The organism is Lactobacillus apis (genome assembly GCF_002837055.1).
Classification (GTDB): Bacteria; Bacillota; Bacilli; order Lactobacillales; family Lactobacillaceae; genus Lactobacillus; species Lactobacillus apis.
The window spans coordinates 1-24,743 of the sequence record NZ_PDKP01000010.1 but is presented as its reverse complement, the minus strand read 5'-3'; the positions used below and the strand labels follow the sequence as shown (position 1 = coordinate 24,743).

At 35.6% G+C, this 24,743-nt stretch carries 27 protein-coding genes; 19 read left to right on the top strand and 8 right to left on the bottom strand.

All coding sequences use genetic code 11. The features are described 5' to 3' along the window. The first annotated feature begins 18 nt into the window (after positions 1-18). The 5 genes from CRG87_RS06340 to CRG87_RS06320 are packed head-to-tail and all read left to right on the top strand — an operon-like array spanning position 19 to position 3,593. On the top strand, positions 19-438 hold the full coding sequence (locus CRG87_RS06340) for a PTS sugar transporter subunit IIA (protein ID WP_074426005.1): 420 nt from the start codon (positions 19-21) through the stop codon (positions 436-438). Next, positions 431-913 carry a PTS sugar transporter subunit IIB gene (locus CRG87_RS06335; RefSeq protein ID WP_074426004.1) on the top strand — a complete coding sequence of 161 codons (483 nt, stop codon included), beginning with the start codon at positions 431-433 and terminating at the stop codon, positions 911-913. Before CRG87_RS06340 ends, CRG87_RS06335 begins: the two co-directional genes overlap by 8 nt. 6 nt (positions 914-919) lie before the next feature. Then, the gene (locus tag CRG87_RS06330; protein ID WP_074426003.1) at positions 920-1,723 is read left to right on the top strand and encodes a PTS mannose/fructose/sorbose/N-acetylgalactosamine transporter subunit IIC; all 804 of its coding nucleotides are present in this window, start codon (positions 920-922) and stop codon (positions 1,721-1,723) included. Beyond that, positions 1,716-2,525 carry a PTS system mannose/fructose/sorbose family transporter subunit IID gene (locus CRG87_RS06325; RefSeq protein ID WP_074426002.1) on the top strand — a complete coding sequence of 270 codons (810 nt, stop codon included), beginning with the start codon at positions 1,716-1,718 and terminating at the stop codon, positions 2,523-2,525. The genes CRG87_RS06330 and CRG87_RS06325 overlap by 8 nt, the downstream gene beginning before the upstream one ends. A 9-nt stretch (positions 2,526-2,534) precedes the next feature. Further along, positions 2,535-3,593 carry an SIS domain-containing protein gene (locus CRG87_RS06320; protein ID WP_074426001.1) on the top strand — a complete coding sequence of 353 codons (1,059 nt, stop codon included), beginning with the start codon at positions 2,535-2,537 and terminating at the stop codon, positions 3,591-3,593. Positions 3,594-3,668: 75 nt separating this feature from the next. On the opposite strand, the gene CRG87_RS06315 is transcribed toward CRG87_RS06320, so the two are convergent. Continuing rightward, a complete protein-coding gene (locus CRG87_RS06315) occupies positions 3,669-4,394 on the bottom strand; it encodes a GntR family transcriptional regulator (RefSeq protein ID WP_074426000.1) in 726 nt (241 codons plus the stop codon). Between the two features lie 160 nt (positions 4,395-4,554). Here CRG87_RS06315 and agaB point away from each other — a divergent pair, with 160 nt between their 5' ends. From agaB to CRG87_RS06280, 7 genes are all read left to right on the top strand, one after another. Next, a complete protein-coding gene (agaB, locus tag CRG87_RS06310) occupies positions 4,555-5,034 on the top strand; it encodes a PTS galactosamine transporter subunit IIB (RefSeq protein ID WP_074425999.1) in 480 nt (159 codons plus the stop codon). A gap of 9 nt (positions 5,035-5,043) precedes the next feature. Then, positions 5,044-5,841: a PTS galactosamine transporter subunit IIC gene (gene agaC / locus CRG87_RS06305; protein ID WP_074425998.1), complete on the top strand. Its 798-nt coding sequence runs from the start codon at positions 5,044-5,046 to the stop codon at positions 5,839-5,841. Further along, the gene (gene agaD, locus CRG87_RS06300; protein WP_074425997.1) at positions 5,831-6,628 is read left to right on the top strand and encodes a PTS galactosamine transporter subunit IID; all 798 of its coding nucleotides are present in this window, start codon (positions 5,831-5,833) and stop codon (positions 6,626-6,628) included. The genes agaC and agaD overlap by 11 nt, the downstream gene beginning before the upstream one ends. A gap of 18 nt (positions 6,629-6,646) precedes the next feature. After that, positions 6,647-7,075 carry a PTS sugar transporter subunit IIA gene (locus CRG87_RS06295; protein WP_074425996.1) on the top strand — a complete coding sequence of 143 codons (429 nt, stop codon included), beginning with the start codon at positions 6,647-6,649 and terminating at the stop codon, positions 7,073-7,075. A gap of 27 nt (positions 7,076-7,102) precedes the next feature. Beyond that, the gene (locus CRG87_RS06290) at positions 7,103-8,170 is read left to right on the top strand and encodes an SIS domain-containing protein (RefSeq protein WP_218837620.1); all 1,068 of its coding nucleotides are present in this window, start codon (positions 7,103-7,105) and stop codon (positions 8,168-8,170) included. A gap of 369 nt (positions 8,171-8,539) precedes the next feature. Further along, complete coding sequence (locus tag CRG87_RS06285) at positions 8,540-9,901, top strand: DHA2 family efflux MFS transporter permease subunit (RefSeq protein ID WP_074425994.1); 1,362 nt, start codon at positions 8,540-8,542, stop codon at positions 9,899-9,901. A 27-nt stretch (positions 9,902-9,928) separates the two neighbouring features. Then, positions 9,929-10,414 carry a TetR/AcrR family transcriptional regulator gene (locus CRG87_RS06280; protein ID WP_074425993.1) on the top strand — a complete coding sequence of 162 codons (486 nt, stop codon included), beginning with the start codon at positions 9,929-9,931 and terminating at the stop codon, positions 10,412-10,414. A 40-nt stretch (positions 10,415-10,454) separates the two neighbouring features. Here CRG87_RS06280 and CRG87_RS06275 read toward each other — a convergent pair whose 3' ends face one another. From CRG87_RS06275 to CRG87_RS06255, 4 genes are all read right to left on the bottom strand, one after another. Beyond that, the gene (locus tag CRG87_RS06275; protein ID WP_074425992.1) at positions 10,455-11,258 is read right to left on the bottom strand and encodes an ABC transporter ATP-binding protein; all 804 of its coding nucleotides are present in this window, start codon (positions 11,256-11,258) and stop codon (positions 10,455-10,457) included. Then, positions 11,236-12,153 (bottom strand): ABC transporter permease, encoded by a 918-nt coding sequence (locus tag CRG87_RS06270; protein WP_074425991.1) that lies wholly within the window; start codon positions 12,151-12,153, stop codon positions 11,236-11,238. The genes CRG87_RS06275 and CRG87_RS06270 overlap by 23 nt, the downstream gene beginning before the upstream one ends. A gap of 30 nt (positions 12,154-12,183) precedes the next feature. After that, positions 12,184-13,155 (bottom strand): ABC transporter substrate-binding protein, encoded by a 972-nt coding sequence (locus CRG87_RS06265; protein WP_074425990.1) that lies wholly within the window; start codon positions 13,153-13,155, stop codon positions 12,184-12,186. A 595-nt stretch (positions 13,156-13,750) separates the two neighbouring features. Then, positions 13,751-14,722, bottom strand: a complete 972-nt coding sequence (locus CRG87_RS06255; RefSeq protein ID WP_074425989.1) for an ABC transporter substrate-binding protein — start codon at positions 14,720-14,722, stop codon at positions 13,751-13,753. A gap of 483 nt (positions 14,723-15,205) precedes the next feature. Between CRG87_RS06255 and rpoN the strand changes: the two genes are divergently transcribed. Further along, the gene (gene rpoN / locus CRG87_RS06250) at positions 15,206-16,468 is read left to right on the top strand and encodes an RNA polymerase factor sigma-54 (RefSeq protein ID WP_074425988.1); all 1,263 of its coding nucleotides are present in this window, start codon (positions 15,206-15,208) and stop codon (positions 16,466-16,468) included. Positions 16,469-16,561: 93 nt separating this feature from the next. After that, the gene (locus CRG87_RS06245; RefSeq protein ID WP_165775966.1) at positions 16,562-17,575 is read left to right on the top strand and encodes an SLAP domain-containing protein; all 1,014 of its coding nucleotides are present in this window, start codon (positions 16,562-16,564) and stop codon (positions 17,573-17,575) included. A 109-nt stretch (positions 17,576-17,684) separates the two neighbouring features. Here the strand turns inward: CRG87_RS06245 and CRG87_RS06240 are convergent, their stop codons facing one another. Further along, positions 17,685-18,626, bottom strand: coding sequence for an aldo/keto reductase (locus CRG87_RS06240; protein ID WP_074425986.1), 942 nt, complete (start codon positions 18,624-18,626; stop codon positions 17,685-17,687). Between the two features lie 197 nt (positions 18,627-18,823). Between CRG87_RS06240 and CRG87_RS06235 the strand changes: the two genes are divergently transcribed. The 3 genes from CRG87_RS06235 (at position 18,824) to CRG87_RS06225 (ending at position 20,696) form a co-directional block, all read left to right on the top strand. Next, a complete protein-coding gene (locus CRG87_RS06235; RefSeq protein WP_074425985.1) occupies positions 18,824-19,729 on the top strand; it encodes an L-lactate dehydrogenase in 906 nt (301 codons plus the stop codon). Between the two features lie 118 nt (positions 19,730-19,847). Continuing rightward, the gene (gene cas9 / locus CRG87_RS06230) at positions 19,848-20,234 is read left to right on the top strand and encodes a type II CRISPR RNA-guided endonuclease Cas9 (protein ID WP_074425984.1); all 387 of its coding nucleotides are present in this window, start codon (positions 19,848-19,850) and stop codon (positions 20,232-20,234) included. Positions 20,235-20,252: 18 nt separating this feature from the next. After that, positions 20,253-20,696: a CRISPR-associated endonuclease Cas9 REC1/REC2 domain-containing protein gene (locus CRG87_RS06225; protein ID WP_074425983.1), complete on the top strand. Its 444-nt coding sequence runs from the start codon at positions 20,253-20,255 to the stop codon at positions 20,694-20,696. Positions 20,697-20,832: 136 nt separating this feature from the next. On the opposite strand, the gene CRG87_RS06220 is transcribed toward CRG87_RS06225, so the two are convergent. Together CRG87_RS06220 and CRG87_RS06215 are read right to left on the bottom strand one after the other, a co-directional pair. Next, on the bottom strand, positions 20,833-22,086 hold the full coding sequence (locus CRG87_RS06220; RefSeq protein ID WP_074425982.1) for a glycosyltransferase family 2 protein: 1,254 nt from the start codon (positions 22,084-22,086) through the stop codon (positions 20,833-20,835). Positions 22,087-22,274: 188 nt separating this feature from the next. Next, entirely contained in the window at positions 22,275-23,189 is a 915-nt protein-coding gene (locus tag CRG87_RS06215) for a proline-specific peptidase family protein (RefSeq protein ID WP_074425981.1), read from the bottom strand. Between the two features lie 278 nt (positions 23,190-23,467). Here CRG87_RS06215 and CRG87_RS06210 point away from each other — a divergent pair, with 278 nt between their 5' ends. Together CRG87_RS06210 and CRG87_RS06205 are read left to right on the top strand one after the other, a co-directional pair. Then, positions 23,468-23,917, top strand: coding sequence for a DUF3290 family protein (locus tag CRG87_RS06210; protein WP_074426121.1), 450 nt, complete (start codon positions 23,468-23,470; stop codon positions 23,915-23,917). Positions 23,918-23,929: 12 nt separating this feature from the next. Beyond that, a complete protein-coding gene (locus tag CRG87_RS06205; protein ID WP_101138703.1) occupies positions 23,930-24,565 on the top strand; it encodes a DUF421 domain-containing protein in 636 nt (211 codons plus the stop codon). Positions 24,566-24,743 lie beyond the last annotated feature (178 nt).

Genomic DNA, 24,743 nt, shown 5'->3' with positions numbered 1-24,743 from the left:
AAAAAGGGAGGATTTTATGTGAAAGATATTATTTTAGCTACTCATGGCAATTTGAGCTATGAATTTAAAAAAACGGCTGAGCTAATTGTTGGGCCAATTAAAAATGTTAACTGCTTTGGGATGACTAAAGATAAGTCATCAATTAAAGCTAAAGAAGAAATTGAAGCGATGATTAGCTCTGTTGATGAGTCGAATTTAATTGTATTAACAGACTTGTTTGGTGGAAGTGCAACTAATATTTTTATGGAGCTCTTGTTGCAGGGACATCATTTCACTTTGCTTTCAGGACTTAATTTGCCAATGCTTTTAACATTACTGACTACAGATTCAGCTGACATAAGTACAAGTGATCTTGTCAATCAATTAAAAAATGCAGGGATAGCAGGAATAGTTGATGTTGGTGAAAAAGTAAGAGAAGGGGTTGAGAATAATGCTTAAATTAGTAAGAGTTGACGAGCGCTTGCTACATGGACAAGTTGCAATCGGTTGGACTTCTAATTCAGGGGCTAATACAATTTTGGTAGCAAACGATGAAGCACAGAAAGATAAGGTTAAGGCAATGGCTTTAAACTTGGCCAAGCCTGCAGGAGTGACTTTATATATTCGTAGTGTTGCTGAATCTGGACCAATCGTTGAAAAATTTGCTTCTGCTAAAAAGGCACAGGTGTTGGTTTTAGTCAGAAATATTCAGGATGCCTTGCAATTAATAAAAAATTCAAATGGAACAATTAAAGAATTAAATGTGGGCGGCTTAAAATTTGAAGAAGGTAAAAAGAAACTAAATGATTATGTAGCAGTTTCTGATCAAGATATTGAGGACCTAAAAGAAATTCAGAAATTAGGCGTTGAACTAGATTTTAGAATGCTACCTCGAGATAAGAAACTAGATCTCGATGATTTACTTAAGGAGTGATGACTAATGGTACAAGCTCTACTGATTGGTTTAATTGCCGGAATAGGTATCCTAGATGAACGTGTCTTGGGTGCAACTTTATTTGGCAGACCAATTGTACTAAGTGTTTTTGTTGGACTTGCTTTAGGAGATATTAAGCAAGGTATTATTATTGGAGCCCAGCTAGAACTTATTTGGATGGGAATTGCTGGGATCGGTGTATCAACACCACCTGATTATGTTACCGGTGGTGTAATTGGAACTGCGCTAGCAATAATTTCCCATAAGGGAATTGGAATTGCTTTAACTATTGCGGTACCAGTGGCAGTTTTAGCAGCTAACTTAGGAACTTTGGTTAGAGTAGTTAACTTATGGTTTTCCCATAAAGCAGATAAATATGCCGAGACCGCTAACTTTAGAGGAATCAATCTAATGCTGCTGTCAACAACAATTCTGTTCTTCCTCAGTGCATTTATTCCAACATTTTTAGCAATGCTATTGGGAGCATCAAAGATTAATTTGATTATTAATGCTATTCCAAAGGTGATTTTAGATGGATTAACTGTAGCAGGTAACTTACTTCCATCCGTTGGATTTGCGCTACTGCTAGATATGTTATTTTCAAAGAAACTATTTGTTTTCTTTTTCTTGGGGTTCTTATTATGTGCATATCTAAAATTAGATATCACAGGAATTGCAGTGCTTGCAATTTGTATGGCAATTATTATCGTTTTGTTTGGTAATAATGGTAAAAAGCCGAATGGCAAGGATGAAACTAAATCTGAGAAAACAGAAGACAACCTAACTGAGGGGGCGATTGATTTTGACTGACAAAAAACTAACTAAAAAAGATTTACGTTCAATTTTCTGGCGAGGATTTGCATTGCAAGGTGGATTTAACTACGAGAAAATGCAGAACATTGGTTATGCATACGCAATGGAGCCAGCAATTAAAAGGCTATATTCAAACACAAAGGATAGAGCGGCTGCATTAAAGCGTCATTTGGCTTTGTTCAATTGTACGCCTGCTATGACACCAATGATTATGGGAATTTCTTCTGCAATGGAAGAGCAATATGCAAACAATCCTTCAGCAATTGACCCAGATTCAATTAACTCTGTTAAAGCAGCTTTAATGGCTCCATTTTCTGGAATCGGGGATTCAATTCTCTTCGGTACTTTCCGTGTCATTGCGGCTGGTATTGGTGCCTCATTTGCCAAGCAAGGTAGTATTTTAGGCCCAATCCTCTTCTTTGTTCTTTATAACTTACCTGCAACTCTAATAAGAATTTTTGGCTTAAAATACGGTTATAAATGGGGCGTCGAGTCTTTGGACGAAGTTCAGAAAAATGGCGTCATGGATCAAATAATGCAGATAGTTGGCATTATCGGCATGATGGTAGTAGGTGGAATGGTTGCAACTATGTTACCAGTTGTTACACCACTTAAGTTCTCAATGACTGGTGCGACTGTAAAGCTGCAAACCATTTTTGATCAAATTATGCCAAAACTATTGCCACTATTAACTACTTTGCTTGTCTTTTGCTTAATCAGAAAGAAAGTCAGTGTTTCAAAACTAACTATTGGAGTTTTGATTTTAGGTATTTTATTACACGTAATTGGAATTTTATAAGGAGATAAAATGAATTTAATTCAACAATATATTTCAAGCACACCAGATCAATTAAAGAAGATTGTCGAGGGAAGTAAAGAACTTTTTGCAAGTGTAGCAAAAAGAGACATTAAAAAGATTATCATTACAGGCTCAGGCACCAGTTATCACTCTGGATTGCAAATGCAATCATTAATGCGTAAGCGCTCTGGTATAGAAGTACTAGCTTTTTATCCATTCATGCTTACTCCAGACTTCTTTGTTGGCGATAATTCTCACACTTTGCTTATCGGTATTTCCCAAGGTGGTAGTAGCTTTAGTACATTTGATGCAATGAAAACAGCCAAAGAAGCTGGATGTGTTATTGGCACAATGGCTGGAGAAAAAGATGCTTACATTGATCAAATTGCTGATGAAGTTTTGACAGTTAACATTGGAGAAGAAAAGGCTGGGGCTAAAACTAAGGGATATTACTCAACTAAGCTCAATTTGTTGCTTTTAGCTGACTATATTGGTTTAGCAAATGGTAACTTAAGCCAAGATCAATTTGATCAGGACTTAAAAGACTTGAATACTACCTTAGATCAATTCCCTCATGCATACCAAAGAGCTTATGATTGGGTCGAAGAACATAAAGAAAAATTAGCGAAGATGGATAATCTACGCGTTGTTGGACCAGGGATGCTGTATGGAGATGTTTTGGAAGGCGCTTTGAAAGTGCTGGAAACTTGTCGGCTCCCTGTAACCGGTTATGATTTCGATGAGTTTATTCATGGTATTTATAATGCAATGAATGAGAAGGCTACAGTCATAATTTTGGATAATGGTACTGAACCACGTTGTGAAAAAATGATTGAGGTACTTGGTGATTGGACAAATAACTTGTATTTGGTTGACACTTCAGATAGCAACAACGGTAATCATTTTGGCTATGATGTAGATGTGCCTCAAGACTTTGCAACCTTTATTTTCCCAATGTTGCTTCAAGTAATGGCTTCGATTGTTCCAACTGTTTTAGGCTTTGATCCAAATTCACCAAAGGATCCCAACTTCCATATGAAATTAGGTAGTAAAAAATTCAATAATTAAGAAAAACCTTACTGACCAAATATAAAAAGCCCTACTGCTATTTAGCAGTAGGGCTTTTGCATACAATAAAAGAAATTAATCCTGATGTATATATTTGCAATTGTAGACAAATTGATCACCTCGGGCAATACAGGAAGTAAATTCAATTGGTTCATTTAACTTATTGAATGAAGTCCGTCTCACATTGAGGCAGGGAGAACCATCTTCAACTTTTAACAGTTTTGCTTCATTTGAAGAAATTAGACTAGCTCTCATGGATTCACTAACAACATGAATGCTTTGATTAAACTCAGTTTTCATAATTGAGTAAAGTGAATTTTTAGAAAGTGCATCAACTGTCAGTGTTGGAAATTTAGAATACGGAAGATAGGTTTCTTCGATCATCATTGGAACATCATCTGCTGTTCGTAGATATTTAAGTTTAATTACTTTGTCTTGAGTAGCAACATGGAGTTTAGAAGCAAGTTCCTGATTGGGTATAAAAACCTTAAACTCTAGTAATTCCATCTTTGGTTTTTTACCGAGCTGTTCCATCTGTTCGGTAAAACTGTAGATTTCATTTAAAGCGGTTGGAACAGATTTTTCAGATACAAAAGTTCCTTTCCCATGAACTTTATAAATGTATCCTTTCTTTTCAAGTTCATCAAGGGCCTTTCGTACAGTGTATCTGCTAATACTCAAACGCTGTGCAATTTCTCGCTCGCTCAATATTTTCTGATTAGTTTTCATGTTTTCCTGAATATAGGCTTTCATTTGCTTAACCAACTTTTGATATTTTGGCTCTGTAGTATTTTCGTTCATATTTCCTTCCAAATCATAGGTCCGTACCAATAAACAGATATTTATTCACCTAAAGTATAGCAAAAGTATAGTTTGTTTAAAACTTTTTGTTGACATTGATATCGCTTTCAATTATTATTTAGTTAATTGGTCCGGACCATAATCATAGGAGGAAAAGTCGATGAGTGAACCAAATATTTTATTAACAAGAATTGATAATAGACTTATACACGGACAAGTCGGTGTAATTTGGACTAGTTCTTTAGGAGCTAATTTACTATTAGTAGCAAATGACGATGTAGCAAATGATCCTTTACAACAAAAACTAATGAAAAGTACTTCTGAGTCTTCAGGTGCCCAGGTGAGATTTTTTACAATTGAAAAAACCATCAATATTATTGGAAAAGCAGCACCTAGACAGAAAATTTTTATTATTGTCAAAACACCAGGTGATGCAGTTAAGTTGGTCGAAGGGGGAGTGCCAATAAAAGAAATAGACGTTGGTAATATGCACTTTTCAACTGGAAAAGAAAAAGTTACAGACAAAGTCTATGTTGATCAAAAAGATAAGGACGATTTAATGAAGTTGGTGCATGCTAACGTTAATACCTATATACAGGATGTTCCTGGAGAAAAGAAAACACCAATTGATTTTAAATAGGAGATAAAAATGCAAATAACTTTACTTCAAGGGATTTTGCTTAGTGTGTTCGGTGCTATTGCAGGTGTCGATTCATACACTGAAGCTCTCTACATCTTTAGGCCAATCATTAGTTGTGCCATCACTGGTGTGATTCTTGGCGACCCTATGACAGGATTATTAGCAGGGGGAATTGCTGAATTAACTTTTGCTGGTTTAACTAATGCAGGTGGAACACAGCCACCAAACCCAGCAGTTTGCGGAATTATGACAGTAGTAATTGCGCATACAACCAGCGTTTCACCGGCCACAGCTGTTGGACTTTCGCTACCATTTGCAATGTTGATGCAATACATCATTTTAATGTACTATTCATTGTTTTCAGGTTTTATGCCAGGACTAGATAAGGCAGCAGAAAATGCAGATACCAAAAAGTTCAATCGTTTTATTGGGTTTTCTGTTGTAGTAATGGCACTCACATTTTTCGTAGTTATTTTCTTGTCAGCATATGCTGCTCAAGCACCTATGGCTTCACTTGTCAAAGCAATGCCAACTTGGTTAATTCATGGCTTTGAATTAGCAGGTGGGGTTTTACCAGCAGTTGGTTTTGCAATGCTATTAAAAGTTTTACTCAGAGTCAATTATGTTCCATATTTGCTATTAGGCTTTGTAGTCGCTAGCTTTATAAACTATTCTAATGTACTGCCTGCTGCAGTTATTGGTGCGGTTTTTGCAATGATTGATTTCTTTAATAATAAACAAAATCAGAAGCTGCAAGCTCAAATAGATGAAGTTAGAGAAAATGGGGGTAGCGAAGATGGAATCTAAGGCAAACCAGAAATATACCAAGGTTAGTAAAAGTGATATTACCAAGTTAGGTTTAAGAGCGTCCTTATTTCAACTAGGATTTAACTATGAGCGTATGCAAGCTCCAGGATGGACATGGACTCAAATACCAATTTGGAAAAAAATCTTTGGTGATGATAAAGAAGCAATGTCGGAAGCAATGGTTGACAATATGAACTTTATCAACACTAGTCCGCCACTTGTCTCTATTTTGTTAGGATTACTAACAAGTATGGAAGAAAAACGAGTTGATCGAAAAACGATTAGTGGATTAAAAAATGCATTATTTGCTCCCTTAGCCGGAATTGGGGATGCAATTTACTGGTTCACTATTATGCCAATTGTCGGTGGAATTTGTGCTTCGTTTGCTTCTAAGGGCAACCCATTGGGACCGATTATTTTCTTCTTAGTTTATTTAGCAATCTTCTTATGTCGAATTCCTTTTGCCCACTTAGGTTATGACATGGGAACAAAAGCAATTGATGTAATTCAAGAAAACTCGACTATCATTTCTAAATCTGCCTCAATTATGGGATTAACAGTAATTGGTGCATTGATAAGTTCGTACGTTACCTTGTCTTTAAAGGTAAAGATAGGCAGTGTTTCATTACAGAAAGATTTTCTTGATAAAGTCTTTCCAAATATTTTGCCATTAGGATTTACTTTCTTCTTATATTGGCTACTTAAGAAAAAGGAAGTTTCACCAATTGTGTTGATTGCGATAGTCTTTGTACTGTGTATTGCATGTTCATGGTTAGGAATTATGTAATTGGAGCGAAACGCACAAATGAATAAAGCAAAAGTTATTGTTGTTGGTCATGGTAAATTTGCCTCATCTCTTCAAAATTCATTGGAACTTTTTGTAGGTAAACAAAAAGAAGAAAATTTCATTGATTTTACAAAAGAAATGAGCGAGGCAGATCTTTACGAAAAGATTAGTAAACAAATAAATGATGGTGAAGTTGTTATTTTTACAGACTTAGTTGGTGGAACACCATACAAAAAGGCTGCCGAAATAGCATACAAGAATAAAAAAGTTGGTGTAGTTTCTGGGTGTAATTTGAGTTCGTTATTGGAAACTACATACAAAGAATATAAAAATAAAGAAGAATTTATGCAGGACTTAGTTGATATTACTAAGAAAACTGCACAAATTTTTGAAAAAGACGATGCAAGTGAAATAAACGAGAATGATGATTTCTCGGACGGAATATAAAAGGGATTATTTATTGTTATGAAGAGTATGGAATATTATATAAAGTCAGAAGCAGAGAACTACAGTAAGATACTGAATGATTATCAACAGTTACTGGACAAACTTGTTGAAAAATACAAGTCAAACAAAGACAAATATAGTTCAATTGTTTTGTTTGCAACAGGCTCAAGTTCTAACGCTGCCTATGGAGCAGTACCATATATGACTGAAAGATTGGGTATCCCTGTTTATGTAGAAGAACCATCGATAGCGGCTAACTATCACAGCAATTTTAGGGATGACATTCTTTATATTGCTATCTCACAGGGTGGGCACAGTGCCTCGACAATTAAAGTTGTAAAAGAACTAGTGGATAAAAACATAGACGTTTTTGTTTTTACAAGTGATTTGGAAAGTCCAATTGCTAAAACAAACGCTTCAATGATTTCTATGGGATTTGGAATTGAGGAGATGCCATATGTGACACTGGGCTATAGTATCACAATTCTGTTACTTATCCTGTTTGCAGCAGAAGCATCCTACCAGACAGGTACGATATCAAAAGAACTTTATGAAGAGGATAAGAAAGAACTAGGAATAATAGCAGATAACTTGCCTTCAGTTGTGAATCTTGCAGAAGAATGGACAAACCAATATTTAGAACAAAATACTGATATTGAAAGACTCTTCTTCATTGGCTATGGAGCAGCATATGGTGTAGCACGTGAAGGTGAAACAAAAGTGACAGAAACAGATCATATTACTGCTCAAGGAAAAGAGTTAGAAGAGTATATGCATGGACCATATATTGGATTGCATAATTCTGATCACTTTATTTTCATTGAACCACAAGGTAAGCTGGAGGAAAGGTCTCAAAAACTAGCAAAGTTCTTGAGGCTACATTCTGATCATATTACAGTCATTGCTAAAAATAAGGTTTTAAATCCAAAAGACGAGGTACTGGACCTGAAGATTAATGTTAATGAACTGTTTGCAGCTCTCTTTATGACAATTCCAGTTCATTTACTTGCCTTCAAACTGTCAAAAGTAGTAAATAACAATTTGGAAGTCATAACATATCCAGAGTTCGATGAGATTACAGCTTCTAAAATATAAATAAACACATAAAGGCGACTAGCTTTAAATAAAGTTAGTTGCCTTTTTAATACTAAAATTTGTTTTTCTCTCTTTTTCTCTATTCTGTCGTGTGGATACATAGTTTCTGAAATGATATAAAGAAACAAGTGTGATAAGAAAAACCATAGCTGCCTTTTTTAAAAACTGATATTAACTATCAAAACGTATATCAGTGAAACTACATAAATTTTATGATAATGTCATTGTTGTATCATATTAAGGTATGCCATTTGGGCTTTTGATAAGAGGGCATAATTCTATATTTCCCAACAAATCAACACAAATTGTTGGTTGTTTGCTTTTTTTATACAGATATAATTGGAAACAATTAAAAAAGGAGTATAAAAAATGACAACAAAAAAAGCTAATCTTGTTTTTACAACTTTATTAACTGGAGCAATTGTTACGTCTTTATTGCAAACATCTTTAACAACTGCTCTACCTAAAATTATGCAGGAATTATCATTAACTGCTCTAAAAGCACAGTGGCTTACTAGCGCTTTTAGTTTAGCAATGGCAATAATGGTTCCTATTTCTGCTTATTTGATTAAACGATATACTACAAGACAAATATTTATTTCTTCAATGATTTTATTTTCATTTGGTTCATTACTTAGTTGGTATGGAAGTAATTTTACTGTTTTATTATTAGGTCGTATTTTTCAAGCATTAGGTAGTGGTATTGTATTACCCTTGACACAAGTGGTGATTATGACGCTCTATCCTACAGAAAAACAAGGTACGGCTATGGGGATTTTAGGGCTAGCTTCAGGAGCTGCTCCCGTAATTGCCCCAACTCTGACTGGGATAGTAATTGATTCCTGGGGATGGCGCAGTATATTTTTAATTACAGGAATAATTTCATTAGTAATTGTTATTTTTGCTACTTTTAGCGTAAAAAATGTTTTACCAGTGAATAAGATTCAACTTGATTATGTTTCATTATTATTGTGTATCGGTGGTTTAACAGGGATTTTAGTAGGACTAAGTAGCATCAGTACAAATTTATATGAGAGCATAATTTTACTGGTTATTGGTATTATACTAATCTTTATTTTTAGTAGAAGACAAATAAGTAGTGGTTTACCTTTCTTAAACTTAAAAATTTTAAAAAATAGCAAGTTTAGAATGGCGGTAATTATTAGTATGCTTTTATATGCTGTAATGATGGGCAGTTCAACTATTTATCCAATATTAGTTCAGACAGTGATGAAGAAATCAGCAGTTGTTTCTGCCCTAATAATGCTGCCAGGATCGTTGGCAATGGCACTAATTAATCCACTTACAGGGATGTTCTACGATCGGTTTGGAATCAATAAGTTGGCAATTAGTGGCAGTTTGCTAATTATGATTAGTTGCTTTGGAATAACCTTTATTAATTCAACGAGGGATGTTTTCTTATTAGGTATACTATATTTACTTCGTCTTTTGGGTGTTGGATGTCTTATGATGCCGATAGTTACATGGGGAATGCAAAGTTTGCCTAAAGAAGAGATGGCAAATGGAACAGCAATTATAACTGCTCTGAGGACTCTAAGTGGTGCATTAGGTACTGCAGTTTTTATGGAAGTGATGACTAGTGCAAGTCATTTTTATAATGCAAATTCAACTGCAAACTATTATGGTGTTAAATTTACTTTCAAAATAATGACACTTTTGGCTTTAATTCAATTGATTATAAGTATAATTGGACTAAGAAAGAAGCAATAGGACAATTTTAAGGTTATATTAAACGTAATGGACAAAAAACGAAAGCGAACAGAATCACGTAAGAAAATTCAAACTGCAGTAGTTGAACTTTTGAAAGATCATGAATTACATGATTTAAAAGTTACTACGATATGTAAAAAAGCACAAATTAATCGATCTTCGTTTTATGATAACTACACGGATATTTATGATTTAATTGATAAACTTCGAGAATATCTAGTTAGCGAGTATGTTCGTATACAAGAAGATATGGAAGAGCCATCTTTTTCAAATTTATTACAGCATGTTAAAGAACATCAAGAGCTATATCGTTTATTTTTTAAATTAAATTTACAAAACGGAATTGCTGACAGATTTGTAAATAGTAAAAAGGAGCAAGGTACTAATTACTATGACAAAATTTTTTTCCGCAACGGTATAGTCGCTGTCATAGATGAATGGTTAAAAAATGATTGTTTAGAGCCAGTTGATGATCTTGTTAAAGTAATTCAAACACATCTTCATAGTTCATAATAAAAAGCTAACCTACTTATGTAGATTAGCTTTTTTATTTTTATACTAGTAACATAGCATCGTCTTCAACTTCAGCACCAACTTGCTTTTGGAATAATTCCATTAACTTAGGCACTGTTAAGCTTTGCTTTTCTTCACCTGCTAAGTTAACTGCAACTTTTCCTTGATGCAACATAATTAGTCGATTACCGTAGCGAATAGCGTCTTCCATGTTGTGTGTAACCATGAAAGCAGTTAGCTTTTGGTCATTAATTAGCTTTTCGGTTAATTCCATTACTGTGATTGAAGTTTTGGGATCAAGAGCAGCAGTGTGCTCATCAAGTAAAATTAAATCTGGCCGTTGCAATGTGGCCATTAATAATGTAATTGCTTGACGTTGACCACCTGATAATAAACCAATTTCTGTATCCAAACGGTTTTCAAGGTTAAGTCCTAACTGAGCGAGTTGTTTTTTGAAGAACTTGCGATCTTGCTTTTTAACTCCCGGACGAAAGCCACGTCTTTGTCCACGTTTCATTGCCAAGGCTAAGTTTTCTTCTACAGTCAATCTTACTGCTGTTCCCATTTTAGGGTCTTGAAAAACTCGACTTATATTTTTAGCACGCTTGGTAACAGGTAATTTGGTAATATCAGTTCCGTTTAAAACGATTTGTCCTTCTTGCACCGGAATGGTTCCAGCAATACTGTTTAGTAAAGTGGATTTACCAGCACCATTACTACCGATAATGGTAACAAAATCACCAGCCTCTAAATCTAAATTAACGCCGCGCAGCACTCTGTTTTCATTAACGGTGCCACTTTCAAAAGTTTGGTGTAAATTTTTAATCTTTAGTACTTCTGGCATGATTTTTTCCTCCCTTTAGATTACGCGGTAAATGGAAATTAGGTAATACAAGACAAACAACTAGAACTAAGGCTGAAGCCAATTTGGCGTCTGCGGGTTCAACGTTCATCTGGAAAACTAGCGCTAAAATCAAGCGGTAAATAATTGCACCCAAGACTAAAGTTAGTAAGCGTCCCCAGATTGGCAAGTTGCGTACAAGAACTTCTGCGATAATGATTGAAGCTAAACCGATAACTAGGGTACCTACACCAGAGTTTAAGTCGGCAAAGCCATTATTTTGGGCAAGTAGCGCACCAGAAAGAGCAATACAACCATTGGAAATCATGTAACCTAAAATCTTCATTTGCTCAGTTTTGATACCATTTGCGGCACTCATTTGTGGATTGTCACCAGTTGCGCGCATTGCTAAACCAATTTCAGTTCTGAAGAAAATTACAAGTAAAGCTATTACTAGTAGGGCAATGATTAATCCCATAACGATAACTGCATTATTTCTGGATAAGCCCCATTTTTGCGCGATTGAGAAAATTGTTTCTTTACCTAAAAGAGAAACATTAGCGGCATTTTGCATGACCCTTGAAGTAATCGAGTACAGGCCAGTCATTGTGATGATTCCAGCCAATAATGACGGGATTCGTAATTTAGTATTTAAAAATCCTGTCACTAGTCCTGCAATTAAACCGCCGCCAAAAGCTGCTAGCGTAGCTATAAAGGGGTTAACGCCTTTAACTAGACACATTGTGGCGATTGCTCCGCCCAAGGGAAAACTGCCTTCTGCGGTCATATCGGCCAAGTCAAGAATCCGAAAAGTTAAGTATACGCCAATGGCCATTAGTGACCAAAGCAATCCTTGTGAGGACGCTGAGAGAAGTAATTCCCAAAAAGTATTTAACATTGTTCTACATTCACGCTACCTTTCTGCTATTTATTTGGGGGCCTTAATGGAATTAGGATCAATTCCAATGGCCTTAGCCATCTTTTTGTTAACAACTAATTGTAATTTTTCTGCTTTTTCAACTGGCATATCAGCAGGTTTAGCTTTGCCATCTAAAATTTTAGCAGCCATTTTTCCTGTTTGTTCGCCAAGTGATTCATAGTCGATACCGATTGAAGCTAAACCACCAGTTTTAACTTGGTCAGTTGAGCCGGCAACCAACGGAATTTTCTTTTCTTTAACAACCTTACCAATGATTGAAGCTGCCGAAGCAAAAGTATTGTCAGTTGGAACATAGATACCTTGAACTTTTCCTGCCAAAGTTTCAGTTACTTGTTGAACGTCATTAGTTGTATTAGCTGTCTTAACTACTACTTTTACACCAGCTTTTTTAAGAGCCTTAATTGCTAAATCTGCCTGAATCTTTGAATTTGATTCACCGGCATTGTACATAACACCAATTGTTTTAGCTTTTGGAACAATTGATAAAAGCAATTTAATTTGCTTGTCAATTGAAACCATGTCGGTTGTACCAGTAATATTTCTGCCTGGTTTTGCATTCGAGTCAACTAACTTTGCAGCTTTTAAATCCGTTACGGCAGTAACAACTACTGGGATATCTTGAGTTGAGTTAGCCACACTTTGTGCTGCTGGAGTTGCTATTCCAAGAATTAAGTCTGACTTTTCGTTCACAAGTTTTTCACTCATACTCTTTAAGTTGTCTTGACTATTTTGAGCATTTTGGTAGTCAATCTTAAGGTTTTTACCTTCAACGTAGCCACCTTTTTTAAGACCCTTTTTAAATCCAGCATATGCTTTGTCAAGGGATGGGTGCTGTACAACTTGCAAAACCCCCACATGCTTAACTTCTGAACTGTTATCAGCTTTTTTATTATTGCTGCATCCACCCAATAAGAGTAATCCGGCTAAACTTAGCCCCGCCATTAATTTTTTGATCTGCATTTTGCAATCCTCCATAAAAAAATACCCACTTACTTCNAGCATATGCTTTGTCAAGGGATGGGTGCTGTACAACTTGCAAAACCCCCACATGCTTAACTTCTGAACTGTTATCAGCTTTTTTATTATTGCTGCATCCACCCAATAAGAGTAATCCGGCTAAACTTAGCCCCGCCATTAATTTTTTGATCTGCATTTTGCAATCCTCCATAAAAAAATACCCACTTACTTCTAAGTGGGTATCACAAAAATTATTTTGTAATTTTAATAGTTGCGCCTAGCCACTTAAAAGTTATGTGGCTAACCGTAAACAAATCGCTCTAGCCATCATAGATAAACTCAAACTTGCGTTTTGTTTGAACTCACCTTGATGAATTCAAACACTATCTAAAGTAGCTAAAGTAATAACGGTTATTCAGTTGTGAATTTTGACAAATATTCATTATCAAATACCTCCAACCTTGATGAAAAAATTATAGGAAAAAAAGAAGAAAAAGTCAAGTTTTGTAATAGTTGTATTTGGAAAAAGGGAAGGAGGATGTTTTAGCAGAATAAAAAAGGTCGCTGATATCAGCGACCAGAATCATACTTCTTACAGTTATTTAGGTGCTTTGATTGACTTGGGATCAATTCCAAGCGCCTTAGCCATTTTCTTGTTGACAACTAACTTCATGTCATGAGCTTTCTCAACCGGCATGTCAGCTGGCTTAGCTTTACCAGCTAAAATCTTAGCTGCCATTTTCCCAGTTTGTTCGCCAAGTAATTCGTAATCAATTCCGATTGAAGCAAGTCCACCAGTTTTAACTTGATCAACTGAACTTGCCACTAGCGGCACTTTCTTTTCTTTAACAACTTTACCAACAACGTCTGCAGCGGAATCGAAAGTATTGTCGGTAGGAACGAAAATACCATCAACCTTTGAAGCTAAAGTTTCAGTTACTTGTTGAACATCGTTAGTTGAGTTAGCTGTCTTAATTAAAACTTTGACTCCTGCTTTTTTAAGAACAGCTGTAGCTAAATCTGCTTGAATTTTTGAATTTGACTCACCGGCATTGTACATAATACCGATTGTTTTAGCCTTGGGAACAATTGATAGAAGTAGCTTAATCTGTCTCTCGATTGAAACCATATCAGTGGTCCCAGTAACATTTTTACCGGGTTTAGCATCGGACTTAACTAGCTTAGCTGCCTTTAAGTCGGTGACTGCGGTAACTACAATTGGGATATCTTGACTAGCATTTGCCAAACTTTGAGCAGCAGGAGTTGCAATACCAAGCATTAAATCGGATTTCTCATTAACCAATTTTTCACTCATGCTCTTCAGATTATCTTGATTATTCTGTGCATTCTGGTAATCAATCTTAAGATTTTTACCCTCGACGTAGCCTTCTTCCTTTAACCCTTTTTTAAAGCCCTTGTATGCTTTGTCTAAAGAAGGATGTTGAACGACTTGCAAAACACCAACGTGTTTTACGTCTGAATCATTATCAGCTTTTTTATTATTACTGCAGCCTCCTAATAATAGTAATCCAGTTAAACTTATTCCTGCCATTAATTTTTTGATTTGCATTTTGCAATCCTCCATAAAAAATACCCACTTATTCCTAAGTGGGTATCATTAACTGATCTATAAATTAATTATTAGTACTATTTTGCTCTAATAATTAGCCACTTAGAAACCTATGTGACTAATTACACTCAAAAAGCTATAGCCATCATAGATAAATTCAAACTTTTCAGTCTAAATTCATCTAGATGAACTTAGACCTTATCTATAGTAGCTATAGTAATAACGGTTATTCTGCTGTAATTGTTGATTAGAAATCATCAAATTACCTCCAAACCTTTAATACTTTTAGCATAAAGTATTAATAAAAAAGTGTCAACTGGATCTAAATATATGCGGCAGTACAAAAGGCTTATTAATTAGTGTTTTCGCCTAGGAAAAATCTTTTTTTAAAATATTTTTAGTTTTTTGCAATAGAAAGCGCTATTATTTATAACTAGAGTACAAGTAATATAGTTACTTACTAAATTAGAAGGAGAAAAGCCGATGACACGATTGCAAAAAATGGTCTTAAAACCGAAAGAGCAGTTAGTTACGCGGCTTTTTTTGTCGCCTAAACTTCAGCAAAACCTAACTGTTTTATCTTATAGCACCTATGATTTGGTTAGTGCAATGAAGGAGTTAAGCGAGAGTAATCCCTTTGTTTCATTGGCTGAACCTAAGAGTGAAACTCATAGCCTGGAATGGATTGGTGATACTGAAAGTGAAAGCTTGCCCGATCATCTTTTATTACAGGTAAGGATGAGTGACTGGAGTAGTAGGGAAAAGAGTGCTGTTAAGTTACTAATTTATAATTTGGATGATGATGGATACCTGCGCGTCAAATTAAATGAACTTGCTCAAGCATCAGAATTTTCACTTGCGGATTTGGAGCAAGCAAAAGTACTATTACAAAGTTTAGAGCCATGTGGGATTGGTGCAAGTAGTCTAAATGAATGCCTGTTAATTCAAGCTCGTCAAAAAGTGAACTTTGATGAAACTGCAATGCAAATTTTACTTTCTGACAGTTTGGAATTACTTGCGGATCCACAAAAATGGGAGCAGTCAGATTTTTCGACTAGTCAATTAACTCAGGCACTAGCTAACATTCAGACACTAGATCCGACACCAGCAAGTGAATATGTGACTGAGCAAAACGTTCAATATTTGCTACCTGATTTGATTTTTAAAGTTGAAGATGGACGCCTAACAATTGAAACAGCGAAGTCGCAAATTCCCGAATTACTATTTGATGAAAAAACTTACAAGGAATTAAAAACACAATCTGATCAAGGTAAATATTTTTCGCAACAACGTCAAGATTATTTAGAAATGAAAAATGCAATAGACCAGCGGCAACAAACTATCCTTCGCTTGGGAAAATATGCTGGTGAATATCAAAGAGCATTTTTAACTACAATGCAAACGCAGGAATTAAAACCTTTAGGCTTAAAGGATGCGGCTAATGCATTGAACTTAGCTCCAAGTACGATTAGTAGGGCAATAAAGGACAAGTACATTCAGTGTCAGAATAAAATTTTTAGTTTAAAAATTCTATTTCCACGCAAAGTTACGACCGATTTATCTCAGGCACGAATTGAGTATGATTTGCAAAAGTTAATTGATCAAGAAAGTCCTCAGCAGCCATTAAGTGATCAGCAATTAGTCGAACATTTTGCGGATCACGGTGTTACTTTGAGTAGGAGGGTAATCGCGAAATATCGTAAAAAACTAAATATTCCCAATAGCTATCAGCGCAAAAAAGACTGACGAAAGTAAAATTTTTTCTGACTTCTATTTATCAATTGTTTAGAATGTGGAATATAGAGCTTTTTAGATATTATGGAGGAGAGTAAGATGTCCATGAAAAAACTTTTGACAACCATTTCGGCAGGATTTGCACTGGTATTAGGTCTAATTGCATTGCCATATAGTGCAGTTACGGCATCAGCAGCCACTTCACCTAGATTACAATTACGACAGAATTCTTATGTTTATTCCATATCTGGCAAAAGAAAGGGCAAAATTGTTCTAAAAAGAGGGACGTATTTACGTGCTTTGAGCAAGAAGGCAATTAAGGGTAAAAAATACTATAGAATTGGTAAAGGCCGCTATATTAGAACAAATAACGCAGTAATTGTACCTAATGAAACAAAAGAGAAAGGTCCAGGTTTATTTTCAGTTTATTTGAAATATGACGCTGAGCTTTATACAAAGCCTAATGGTAACAAATCACTTTATACACTGATTGGAAAGCAAAACGTCTATGAAACATATACAGACAGTGATGGCCATATATGGTACCGACTTAAGTATCATAACTGGGTTAAGGCAAGTGACACACAAAAGTCAAAACCAAAAGAAGATAAAGATATTCCAACTTCTGATAATTGGGATGATCAAAATGATAATACAAGCATTGAAGAAGAAGAAGAAATGAAAAGTAACCTTCCAAGTGCAACAGCACTGGATAGAAACACAATCGAAGAAACTGCAAGATGTTTTGAAAAACTTGTTAATGAGTGGAGAGCAAGCCAAGGGATTGAGACTAAAATAGCGTATATTACCAGCAGATATGATTATGATGTTACAAGGGCTGTTCAAGATGCTCAGCACTATGACAAATATAAAGTATCCGACATGCACGCTGGTGCAAAATATGGAGAGCTAGAAACACTTGTCACGTATAATACTCCACAAAAAATGGCACAAGAAGCCTTTCAACAATTTGTTTATAAAGACGCTCAGGCAAATTTTGCCCATAGAGATGATTTAAAAAGCCGCTCTCTTAAAACCATTGGAATTGGTTTAGCTGTTACATACTATAATGGATATGATTCAAACGGTGTAACGTTCATTGTAAGTACAAATCTTTAGAATATATTCTAATCATTATATCAATAAAAAGCCTAGACAACAGTCTAGGCTTTTTATATTTAGTTAGCTTTCCTTTACAAATGCTAGAGTATTATTTCTAGATGGAAATTTAAGGCAAGTCATTGCCAGCAGCAAGGTAAATATCGTACCATTCTTGTGCTGTTAGTGAGATGTCTGCACCTTTAGCACTGTCAACAATGTGTTCTGGTGTCATGGTTCCAATGATTACCTGACCAATTGCTGGGTGACGTAGTATCCAAGCAGCTGCAATTGCGTTTTTGGAAACGCCCTTTTTATCTGCTAATTTTTGTAATGCGTCGTTAACTTCTGGGAACTTAGGGTTGCCGATAAAGTTACCTTCAATTTGACCATATTGGAATGGCGACCAAGCTTGAACTGTCATATTGTGTAAGCGTGAATAGTCTAAGACACCGCGGTCGTGGTCAATACTGCGAGCATCAGTCATATTAGTGTGGATATTAAAGTCAATTGGGCCAGTGTGCATGACACTCAGTTGCAATTGATTAATCAGCAATTTTTGACTCAATCCAGCCTGCAATAGTTCGACTTGCATTGGGTTAAAGTTGGACACACCAAAATGACGCACCTTACCATCTTTTTGCAGTTCATCAAACGCAGCCGCAATTTCGGCAGGATCCATCAATGCATCTGGACGATGCAAAAGTAGGCTGTCTAAATAGTCAATTCTCATGCGAGAAAGAATGCCATCAACACTTTTAATGATATGTTCTTTTGAAAAATCATAGCGAGTTGTCTTGTAGTTTTGCGATTCATCTTCAAAAATTCCAGTTTTTGATTGAATGTAAAAATCATCACGACTAAGTGAGGACTTTTCCAAAGCTTCGCCAAAAATTTCTTCTGATTTGCCATGACCATATATGTCTGAAGAATCAATAAAGTTAATTCCTGTGTCATGAGCAGTTTCTAATGCTTTAACAGCTTCATCAACTGACAGCTTGTTCATCCGCATTATCCCAAATGCGATTGCAGAAGCACTAAAGTTAGTGTTACCAATTTTTATTTGTCTCATAATGTACCTCCTAATGCTTAGTATAGTTCATGAAAGATAAAAAGGGTTGAAATCATTTTTTAATTTTTGTTGAAACCTTGTTAGAAAATCTAATTATTTTTTAAATTTAAGTTCATCTTTAATAGAAAACAGCTATAATGAGAGATAACAAATTTTTTAGATAAAACCTTAAATTACTTTCTAGGAGGACAAATATCATGAGTAATAAGATCGGTATCATAGGTGATGGTCATGTTGGTAGCACAGTAGCACATCAATTACTTATTTCAGGTTTGGTTGATGACTTAGTTTTAATTGATGTAAATGAGGCAAAAGTTACTGCGGATGAGCTTGATTTCCAAGATGCAATGGCTAACTTGAAGCATCACACCAACATTGTAATTAATGACTATTCTGCCTTAAAAGATGCCGATATTATTATTAGTGCTTTTGGTAACATTAGTTTAGAAGCTGGTGGAGAGCGTTTTGCGGAATTAAACTATAATAGAGAACGAATTGGGGACATTGCTGCTTCAATTAAAAAGAGTGGTTTTGATGGCATTTTGGTCGCAATTACCAATCCTGTTGATGCAATTACTAATATGTATCAAGAATTGACTGGTTTGCCTAAAAAGCATGTCATTGGAACGGGTACACTTCTTGATACCTCAAGAATGAAAAGAGCTGTTGGCTCGAGGTTGAACGTTGATCCTCGTTCAGTTGAAGGCTTTAACTTAGGTGAGCACGGCAACTCGCAATTTACTGCTTGGTCAACTGTTAAAGTTTTGGAGCAACCAATTACGGAGTTGGTTAAAGACAAGCCGTGGAAGCTTGAAGACCTAAATGATGAAATTAAGTTTGGCGGGCAAACTGTTTATAAGGGTAAGCAATACACCAACTATGGGATTGCAGCAGCAGTTACTAGATTAGTTGAAACAATTGAAAGTGACGCTCGCACAGAGCTTCCAGTTTCAAATTACCAGGAGGAATATGGTACTTACTTATCATACCCAGCAATTGTTGGTAGGGATGGCATAGTTCAACAAGTACAATTGGCTTTAACTGATGAAGAAGAAAAACTGCTGGCAAAATCGGCAGAAACAATTAAAGAAAAATCGAAATAAGTACTTTTGCTAAATGATGGCTAGTTAAGCCATCATTTTTCGTATACTAAAAAATAGAGGTTATATTCCTTTTTAAGTGTATGATTATAGTAATTAAAAAATCATTAGGAGAAGGAAAATGAGTCAAAAAAAGGATGACTATATATTAGGTTTCGATATCGGGACAAACTCATGTGGTTGGGCTGCAGCCGACAAGAAAAATAATCTTTTAAAGTTACGTGGTAAAACCGCTATCGGTTCACATTTATTTGAAGAGGGACACTCTGCTGCAGATCGTCGCGGCTTTAGAACTACACGCCGTCGGCTTAAACGAAGAAAATGGCGTTTAGGATTGTTAGAAGAAATTTTTGCGGAGCCAATGGCTGAAGTTGATCCAAGTTTCTTCGTTCGTCTTCATCAATCATGGGTTTCCCCTTTAGATAAAGATCGGAAAAAGTACGCCGCAATTGTTTTCCCAACAGCCAAAGAAGATGCAAAGTTTTATCAGAAATATCCGACAATTTAACATCTGCGTCAAGCTTTAATGACAGAAAATCGCAAATTTGATTTACGTGAGATTTTTTTGGCGATGCACCACATTGTTAAATACCGTGGCAATTTTTTGCATGATACTCCTGTCAAAAGCTTTGAAGCTTCAAAAATCGATGTAGCACTAATATTAGAATCAATTAATGCTGCTTTTAACAATAAAGCGGATGAAGACTGCGAAAAGCTAGAATTAAACTTGAAAAATGCACATGCTATTGAAGAGGTAATAAAGGGTGAGGACCAGGATAAAACGACTTATAAAAAGGACAAAGTCAAAAAAATCGCGTTATTGTTACCAACCTCTACCGATAAAAATGCAAAAAATGCAGCTAAACAGATTGCTAATGCCATTATGGGCTATAAAACGCAATTTGAAACTATCCTAGCTAAAGAAATTGATAAAAGCGATAAAGCAAGATGGGAATTGGGAAAGTTTTAGATGGTTGTTAAATCAACGATGATTAGAAACGAAAAGCCTCTTTCTCCAATTAATTGAATTAATCCATGACATAGTATAATTACATAAAGAAAAAACGCGCCAGATAGAGCGCGCTTTTCTTTTGCTAAAATAAAGTCTAAGTATGACTAGTTTTGGTCCAAGAATTATTGCCGATTAATTCTCTACCAATTGATCGGTAGGGGATAAATGATAATAACCAGCGGTAAACACCAAAACTAAAAATGATTCTTAAAATCTCAATTGGGTTGTTAACGGTACTAAAACCAGTTTCAAACCACTGTTTTTTAATCATTAAACCATTAATAGTGTATTCGGTTAATAACAGAGTCAGGATGATCGCTAAGCTTGCCCCCAAATTGAATCTGGCATAAGCAATCAACGTAATAACCGACACGATTGATGATGGAACCACGATAACTGATATATAAGGCACTAATAAAAATAATAGGATAAAGGCCTTAACTCCAGCTGACATCCGGTCAGATTTGACAATTTTTCCACCATAGATTTTTAGGCATTGCAGACCACCTTGACACCATCTTGTGCGTTGCCGGATTAGCTTGCCAAGATTAGTGATACCTTCTTGTCTAATTGCAGCGGTATTTAAGAAGGTGCCATAATAACCTCGTAACAGTCCCTTTAGTGAAAACTCACAGTCTTCAAGCAGAGAAGAAGACCAACCAACTTTTTCCGCCATGGTTAATGTAACAAACTGTCCATTACCAGATGCGAGAGCGGTGCCCCAATTGGTGCGGGCCATTTGCAACAAGCCATTGTAAACGGATAATTCAAAGTTCTGCATAATTGTCAGATTGTCGACGGTGTTATAGACATCTACGCGTGTTTGAACCAAGTCATAATTTGAATTTTCAAAGGCATTAACTACTTGGTGTAAATAGTTACTATCAAAATGACTATCTGCATCAATAATTCCAACTAACGTTTGTTTTACAGGAAAATTCATTTTAAGCAGATGATTAATTGCGTCCTGCAGGGCAGGTCCTTTACCTTGCTGTGCATTAGGCTTAACGCGATGGATGATGTAGAGATTTTCAGGGTTAGATTGTGACCACTCATCTAGCAATTCTGTAGTGCCATCGCTAGAAGCATCGTCTATAAAAACTAGTTTTAAGTCAATAAAATCTTTGCATTTATCGTGTAATGTAAGCAATCCTGGCATATCTCGCTTCAATGTCGAATATTCATTCATTGCAGGGATTAAAAGAAGCAATGTATTGAATTTACGCTGAAAGCGAGGATATTTTTCTTGCTTAATATGTTGACTAAATGTTAAGTAAAGGCTAAAACACAAGTCGAAAATAAAGGCACACCCACTGATGATAAGCATAGCCGCTATAAAATACCTCATTTTATCAGCTCCTTGTTATTTAACAGTTACTATTTTTCATGTTCATCTTACCACCATTATTAAGAAATCAGTTAGAAAATGACTTATCAGTTAAGACTAAATTGATATACAAAAATATAGAATAAATAGTGTATGTGACTTAATAGCTAAAATAAAAATCAAGTAGAGTTCTACTTGATTTTTACTAGTTATTCACCTTTAAAAGTGCCGTTTTCTACTTCACGAATGAAATCAGCCAAATGCTTGTAGTAAACATCTGGATTATCAACCATGTGGTGGTGTCCACCATCTGGAGTTGTTACTAGACGTGAGTTTGGAATCTCTTTTTGCATAGTTTTAGCAGTTGAGATTGGCATTGTTTCTTCTTCACCAAAAGTTAACAAGGTTGGGACAGTGATCTTCTTCAGTTGGTCTCTAAAGTGCCAGTCCTTTAATTTACCAGTGATAACAAACTCATTGTCACCTTGAAAGGCGTTATATACTGCGCTTCCGCCAATATCATTTAAGTGGTAGAGCTTAGAAGGCTGCTTACGATCAACAAAATTGATGTTTAAAATGTTGACATCCTCTTGATAACGAGCGTTGTCATAGTCATTTTTTTCTTCACATTCGTGCATGAAGTCAATTTCAGTTTGTGGCAAAACTTGTTGACGGCGGCGGTTAACAGAAGCAACGTATTCATCGATTTCGTCAACCATGGAAGAAATAATTGCGCCTTTTAAATGGTTACCATATTTGACAGCATATTCTTGAACAAGAAGACCGCCCCAGCTTTGGCCGATTAGGTAAAAGTTTTCTAAGCCGAGCTTTTCACGTACTTCATCAACTTCATCTAAGAAATATTCATAAGTCAGGTATTTTTTAGCGATTTCGGGATCGGAATAGTCAGGTTGATCTGAATAAAGTGATCCTAGTTGGTCATACATTGTTACTTGAACGTCTAAACCCTGCTTTTTAAGTTGATCAGCAGTATCTTCCCAATATTCATGGTTACCGCCAGGGCCGCCGTGCAAGCAAAGTAAATGAATGCCGCCTTGTCCTTGGGTGTTAGTCCAAAGATGGTAACCGTTGTCTAAAGTAATAATTTTGGATCCAGTTTTCATATTTTTCTCCTTACTTTTTATTAATCAATCTCTATTTTAGCCTATAACGAGTTAAAGCAAAACAGGACAAAAAGAAATAGAATATGCTTTTGGAGCTAAATTTACCTAGCAAGCTTGAATCAATCACTTCTGATGAGTCTTTGCTATACTTAAATTAGGTGGCTTTAGGTGCTCAGCTAGCTAGTGAAAAAGCTGATTATAAAGCCATAAACGAAGTTATAGCGCAACTACTTGCCGGCTTTTGGGTAGCTGCTATTTTTAAAAAAGGTGGGAATGTTATGACTTTTTATACACTTAAGTATATTGAGCAGAATCAAAATACTAACAAAACAATTTTGTATATTCTAATTGCGGTTGCGGCGGTTGCTATGATTGCTTTTACCGTCCTCTATTTGCGACACCGGTTTAACACCCGCTATCGTGATTTGGGCATTATCGCATTATTGTTCTTGCTGTTATTTGGTGGCACACAATATGAAAAATATGTTCAAACCAACCTGGTTAAGTCTCAATCAGAGCAAATTACACCGTTTATTAAGTCTGTCGCCAAGGACTTTGGAGTGCCTACCAGTGATGTTTTGGTAAGTTCGACGACACTTCAAGACGGTTTGATAGTACGGATCAACTCAAAAGATATTGACTATCAGTTAGAACTAAATGATGACAATAACACTTATTCTTTGAAACAAGCGCATGTGATTAATCATCAAGTTGATATAAAGAATTAGGAGGAGATTGAGATGGACTATACGCAGCTCTTTATTAAATTCGTTTTAGGTGTGTTAACTTTAATTTTTCAAATAAATGTTTTTGGTAAAACCAATATCGCTCCAACAACTGCTCTTGATCAACTCCAGAACTATGTTCTTGGTGGGATTATCGGTGGTGTAATCTATAATTCCAGTATTTCCGTTTTACAGTTTTTACTAGTACTAATTGTTTGGACATTAGTAGTCTTTATTTTGAAGTTTGCGCGTGAGCACAGTAATTTTATTCGCAGTTTAATTGATGGTAAGCCAATTCAGATCATCAAGGATGGGCAAGTTTTAGTAAAAAACTGCTTAAAAGCTGGTATTTCTGCCAATGAGTTAATGTTTAAATTGCGTAGCCAGGGAATCTATTCTGTTGATAAAGTAAAGAATTGTATTTTTGAAAAGAATGGGCAATTGACTGTAATTAAAACAGATGAGAAAAATGTTCGTTTTCCTTTAATAAATGATGGTCAAATCAATCAAGATGTGCTTGAATCTATTGATGAGGATGAAAACTGGCTGAAAGAAGAAGTGAAAAAAGCCGGCTTTAATGATCCTAGTGATATCTTTTTAGCTGATTTTGAAGATGGTCATGTTTCTTTCACGGGGTATGACCGAAAATAAGAAAGAGTAATTAATGGAAAATCTGAATAAAGCACAGCAATTGCTTGACGATGCGGATGTTGTAATTGTCACTGCAGGCAATAAAATGGCAAAAAATGAAGGACTTGATTTGCTGGGAACAGAAAATTTTGAGCAAGATTTTCCGGAAGTTGCTAGTAAATATCATGTGAATTCAATT

What these genes read in the sequence shown, in the direction of transcription:
- rpoN (WP_074425988.1), top strand. Translation starts at nt 15,206, where the DNA reads ATGACACGATTGCAAAAAATGGTCTTAAAACCGAAAGAGCAGTTAGTT.
- CRG87_RS06240 (WP_074425986.1), bottom strand. Translation starts at nt 18,626, where the DNA reads ATGAGACAAATAAAAATTGGTAACACTAACTTTAGTGCTTCTGCAATC.
- CRG87_RS06225 (WP_074425983.1), top strand. Translation starts at nt 20,253, where the DNA reads ATGACAGAAAATCGCAAATTTGATTTACGTGAGATTTTTTTGGCGATG.
- CRG87_RS06265 (WP_074425990.1), bottom strand. Translation starts at nt 13,155, where the DNA reads ATGCAGATCAAAAAATTAATGGCGGGGCTAAGTTTAGCCGGATTACTC.
- agaD (WP_074425997.1), top strand. Translation starts at nt 5,831, where the DNA reads ATGGAATCTAAGGCAAACCAGAAATATACCAAGGTTAGTAAAAGTGAT.
- CRG87_RS06335 (WP_074426004.1), top strand. Translation starts at nt 431, where the DNA reads ATGCTTAAATTAGTAAGAGTTGACGAGCGCTTGCTACATGGACAAGTT.
- CRG87_RS06235 (WP_074425985.1), top strand. Translation starts at nt 18,824, where the DNA reads ATGAGTAATAAGATCGGTATCATAGGTGATGGTCATGTTGGTAGCACA.
- CRG87_RS06215 (WP_074425981.1), bottom strand. Translation starts at nt 23,189, where the DNA reads ATGAAAACTGGATCCAAAATTATTACTTTAGACAACGGTTACCATCTT.
- CRG87_RS06295 (WP_074425996.1), top strand. Translation starts at nt 6,647, where the DNA reads ATGAATAAAGCAAAAGTTATTGTTGTTGGTCATGGTAAATTTGCCTCA.
- CRG87_RS06220 (WP_074425982.1), bottom strand. Translation starts at nt 22,086, where the DNA reads ATGAGGTATTTTATAGCGGCTATGCTTATCATCAGTGGGTGTGCCTTT.
- CRG87_RS06285 (WP_074425994.1), top strand. Translation starts at nt 8,540, where the DNA reads ATGACAACAAAAAAAGCTAATCTTGTTTTTACAACTTTATTAACTGGA.
- CRG87_RS06315 (WP_074426000.1), bottom strand. Translation starts at nt 4,394, where the DNA reads ATGAACGAAAATACTACAGAGCCAAAATATCAAAAGTTGGTTAAGCAA.
- agaC (WP_074425998.1), top strand. Translation starts at nt 5,044, where the DNA reads ATGCAAATAACTTTACTTCAAGGGATTTTGCTTAGTGTGTTCGGTGCT.
- CRG87_RS06275 (WP_074425992.1), bottom strand. Translation starts at nt 11,258, where the DNA reads ATGCCAGAAGTACTAAAGATTAAAAATTTACACCAAACTTTTGAAAGT.
- agaB (WP_074425999.1), top strand. Translation starts at nt 4,555, where the DNA reads ATGAGTGAACCAAATATTTTATTAACAAGAATTGATAATAGACTTATA.
- CRG87_RS06280 (WP_074425993.1), top strand. Translation starts at nt 9,929, where the DNA reads ATGGACAAAAAACGAAAGCGAACAGAATCACGTAAGAAAATTCAAACT.
- CRG87_RS06210 (WP_074426121.1), top strand. Translation starts at nt 23,468, where the DNA reads ATGACTTTTTATACACTTAAGTATATTGAGCAGAATCAAAATACTAAC.
- CRG87_RS06320 (WP_074426001.1), top strand. Translation starts at nt 2,535, where the DNA reads ATGAATTTAATTCAACAATATATTTCAAGCACACCAGATCAATTAAAG.
- CRG87_RS06290 (WP_218837620.1), top strand. Translation starts at nt 7,103, where the DNA reads ATGGAATATTATATAAAGTCAGAAGCAGAGAACTACAGTAAGATACTG.
- CRG87_RS06245 (WP_165775966.1), top strand. Translation starts at nt 16,562, where the DNA reads ATGAAAAAACTTTTGACAACCATTTCGGCAGGATTTGCACTGGTATTA.
- CRG87_RS06255 (WP_074425989.1), bottom strand. Translation starts at nt 14,722, where the DNA reads ATGCAAATCAAAAAATTAATGGCAGGAATAAGTTTAACTGGATTACTA.
- CRG87_RS06205 (WP_101138703.1), top strand. Translation starts at nt 23,930, where the DNA reads ATGGACTATACGCAGCTCTTTATTAAATTCGTTTTAGGTGTGTTAACT.
- cas9 (WP_074425984.1), top strand. Translation starts at nt 19,848, where the DNA reads ATGAGTCAAAAAAAGGATGACTATATATTAGGTTTCGATATCGGGACA.
- CRG87_RS06270 (WP_074425991.1), bottom strand. Translation starts at nt 12,153, where the DNA reads ATGTTAAATACTTTTTGGGAATTACTTCTCTCAGCGTCCTCACAAGGA.
- CRG87_RS06330 (WP_074426003.1), top strand. Translation starts at nt 920, where the DNA reads ATGGTACAAGCTCTACTGATTGGTTTAATTGCCGGAATAGGTATCCTA.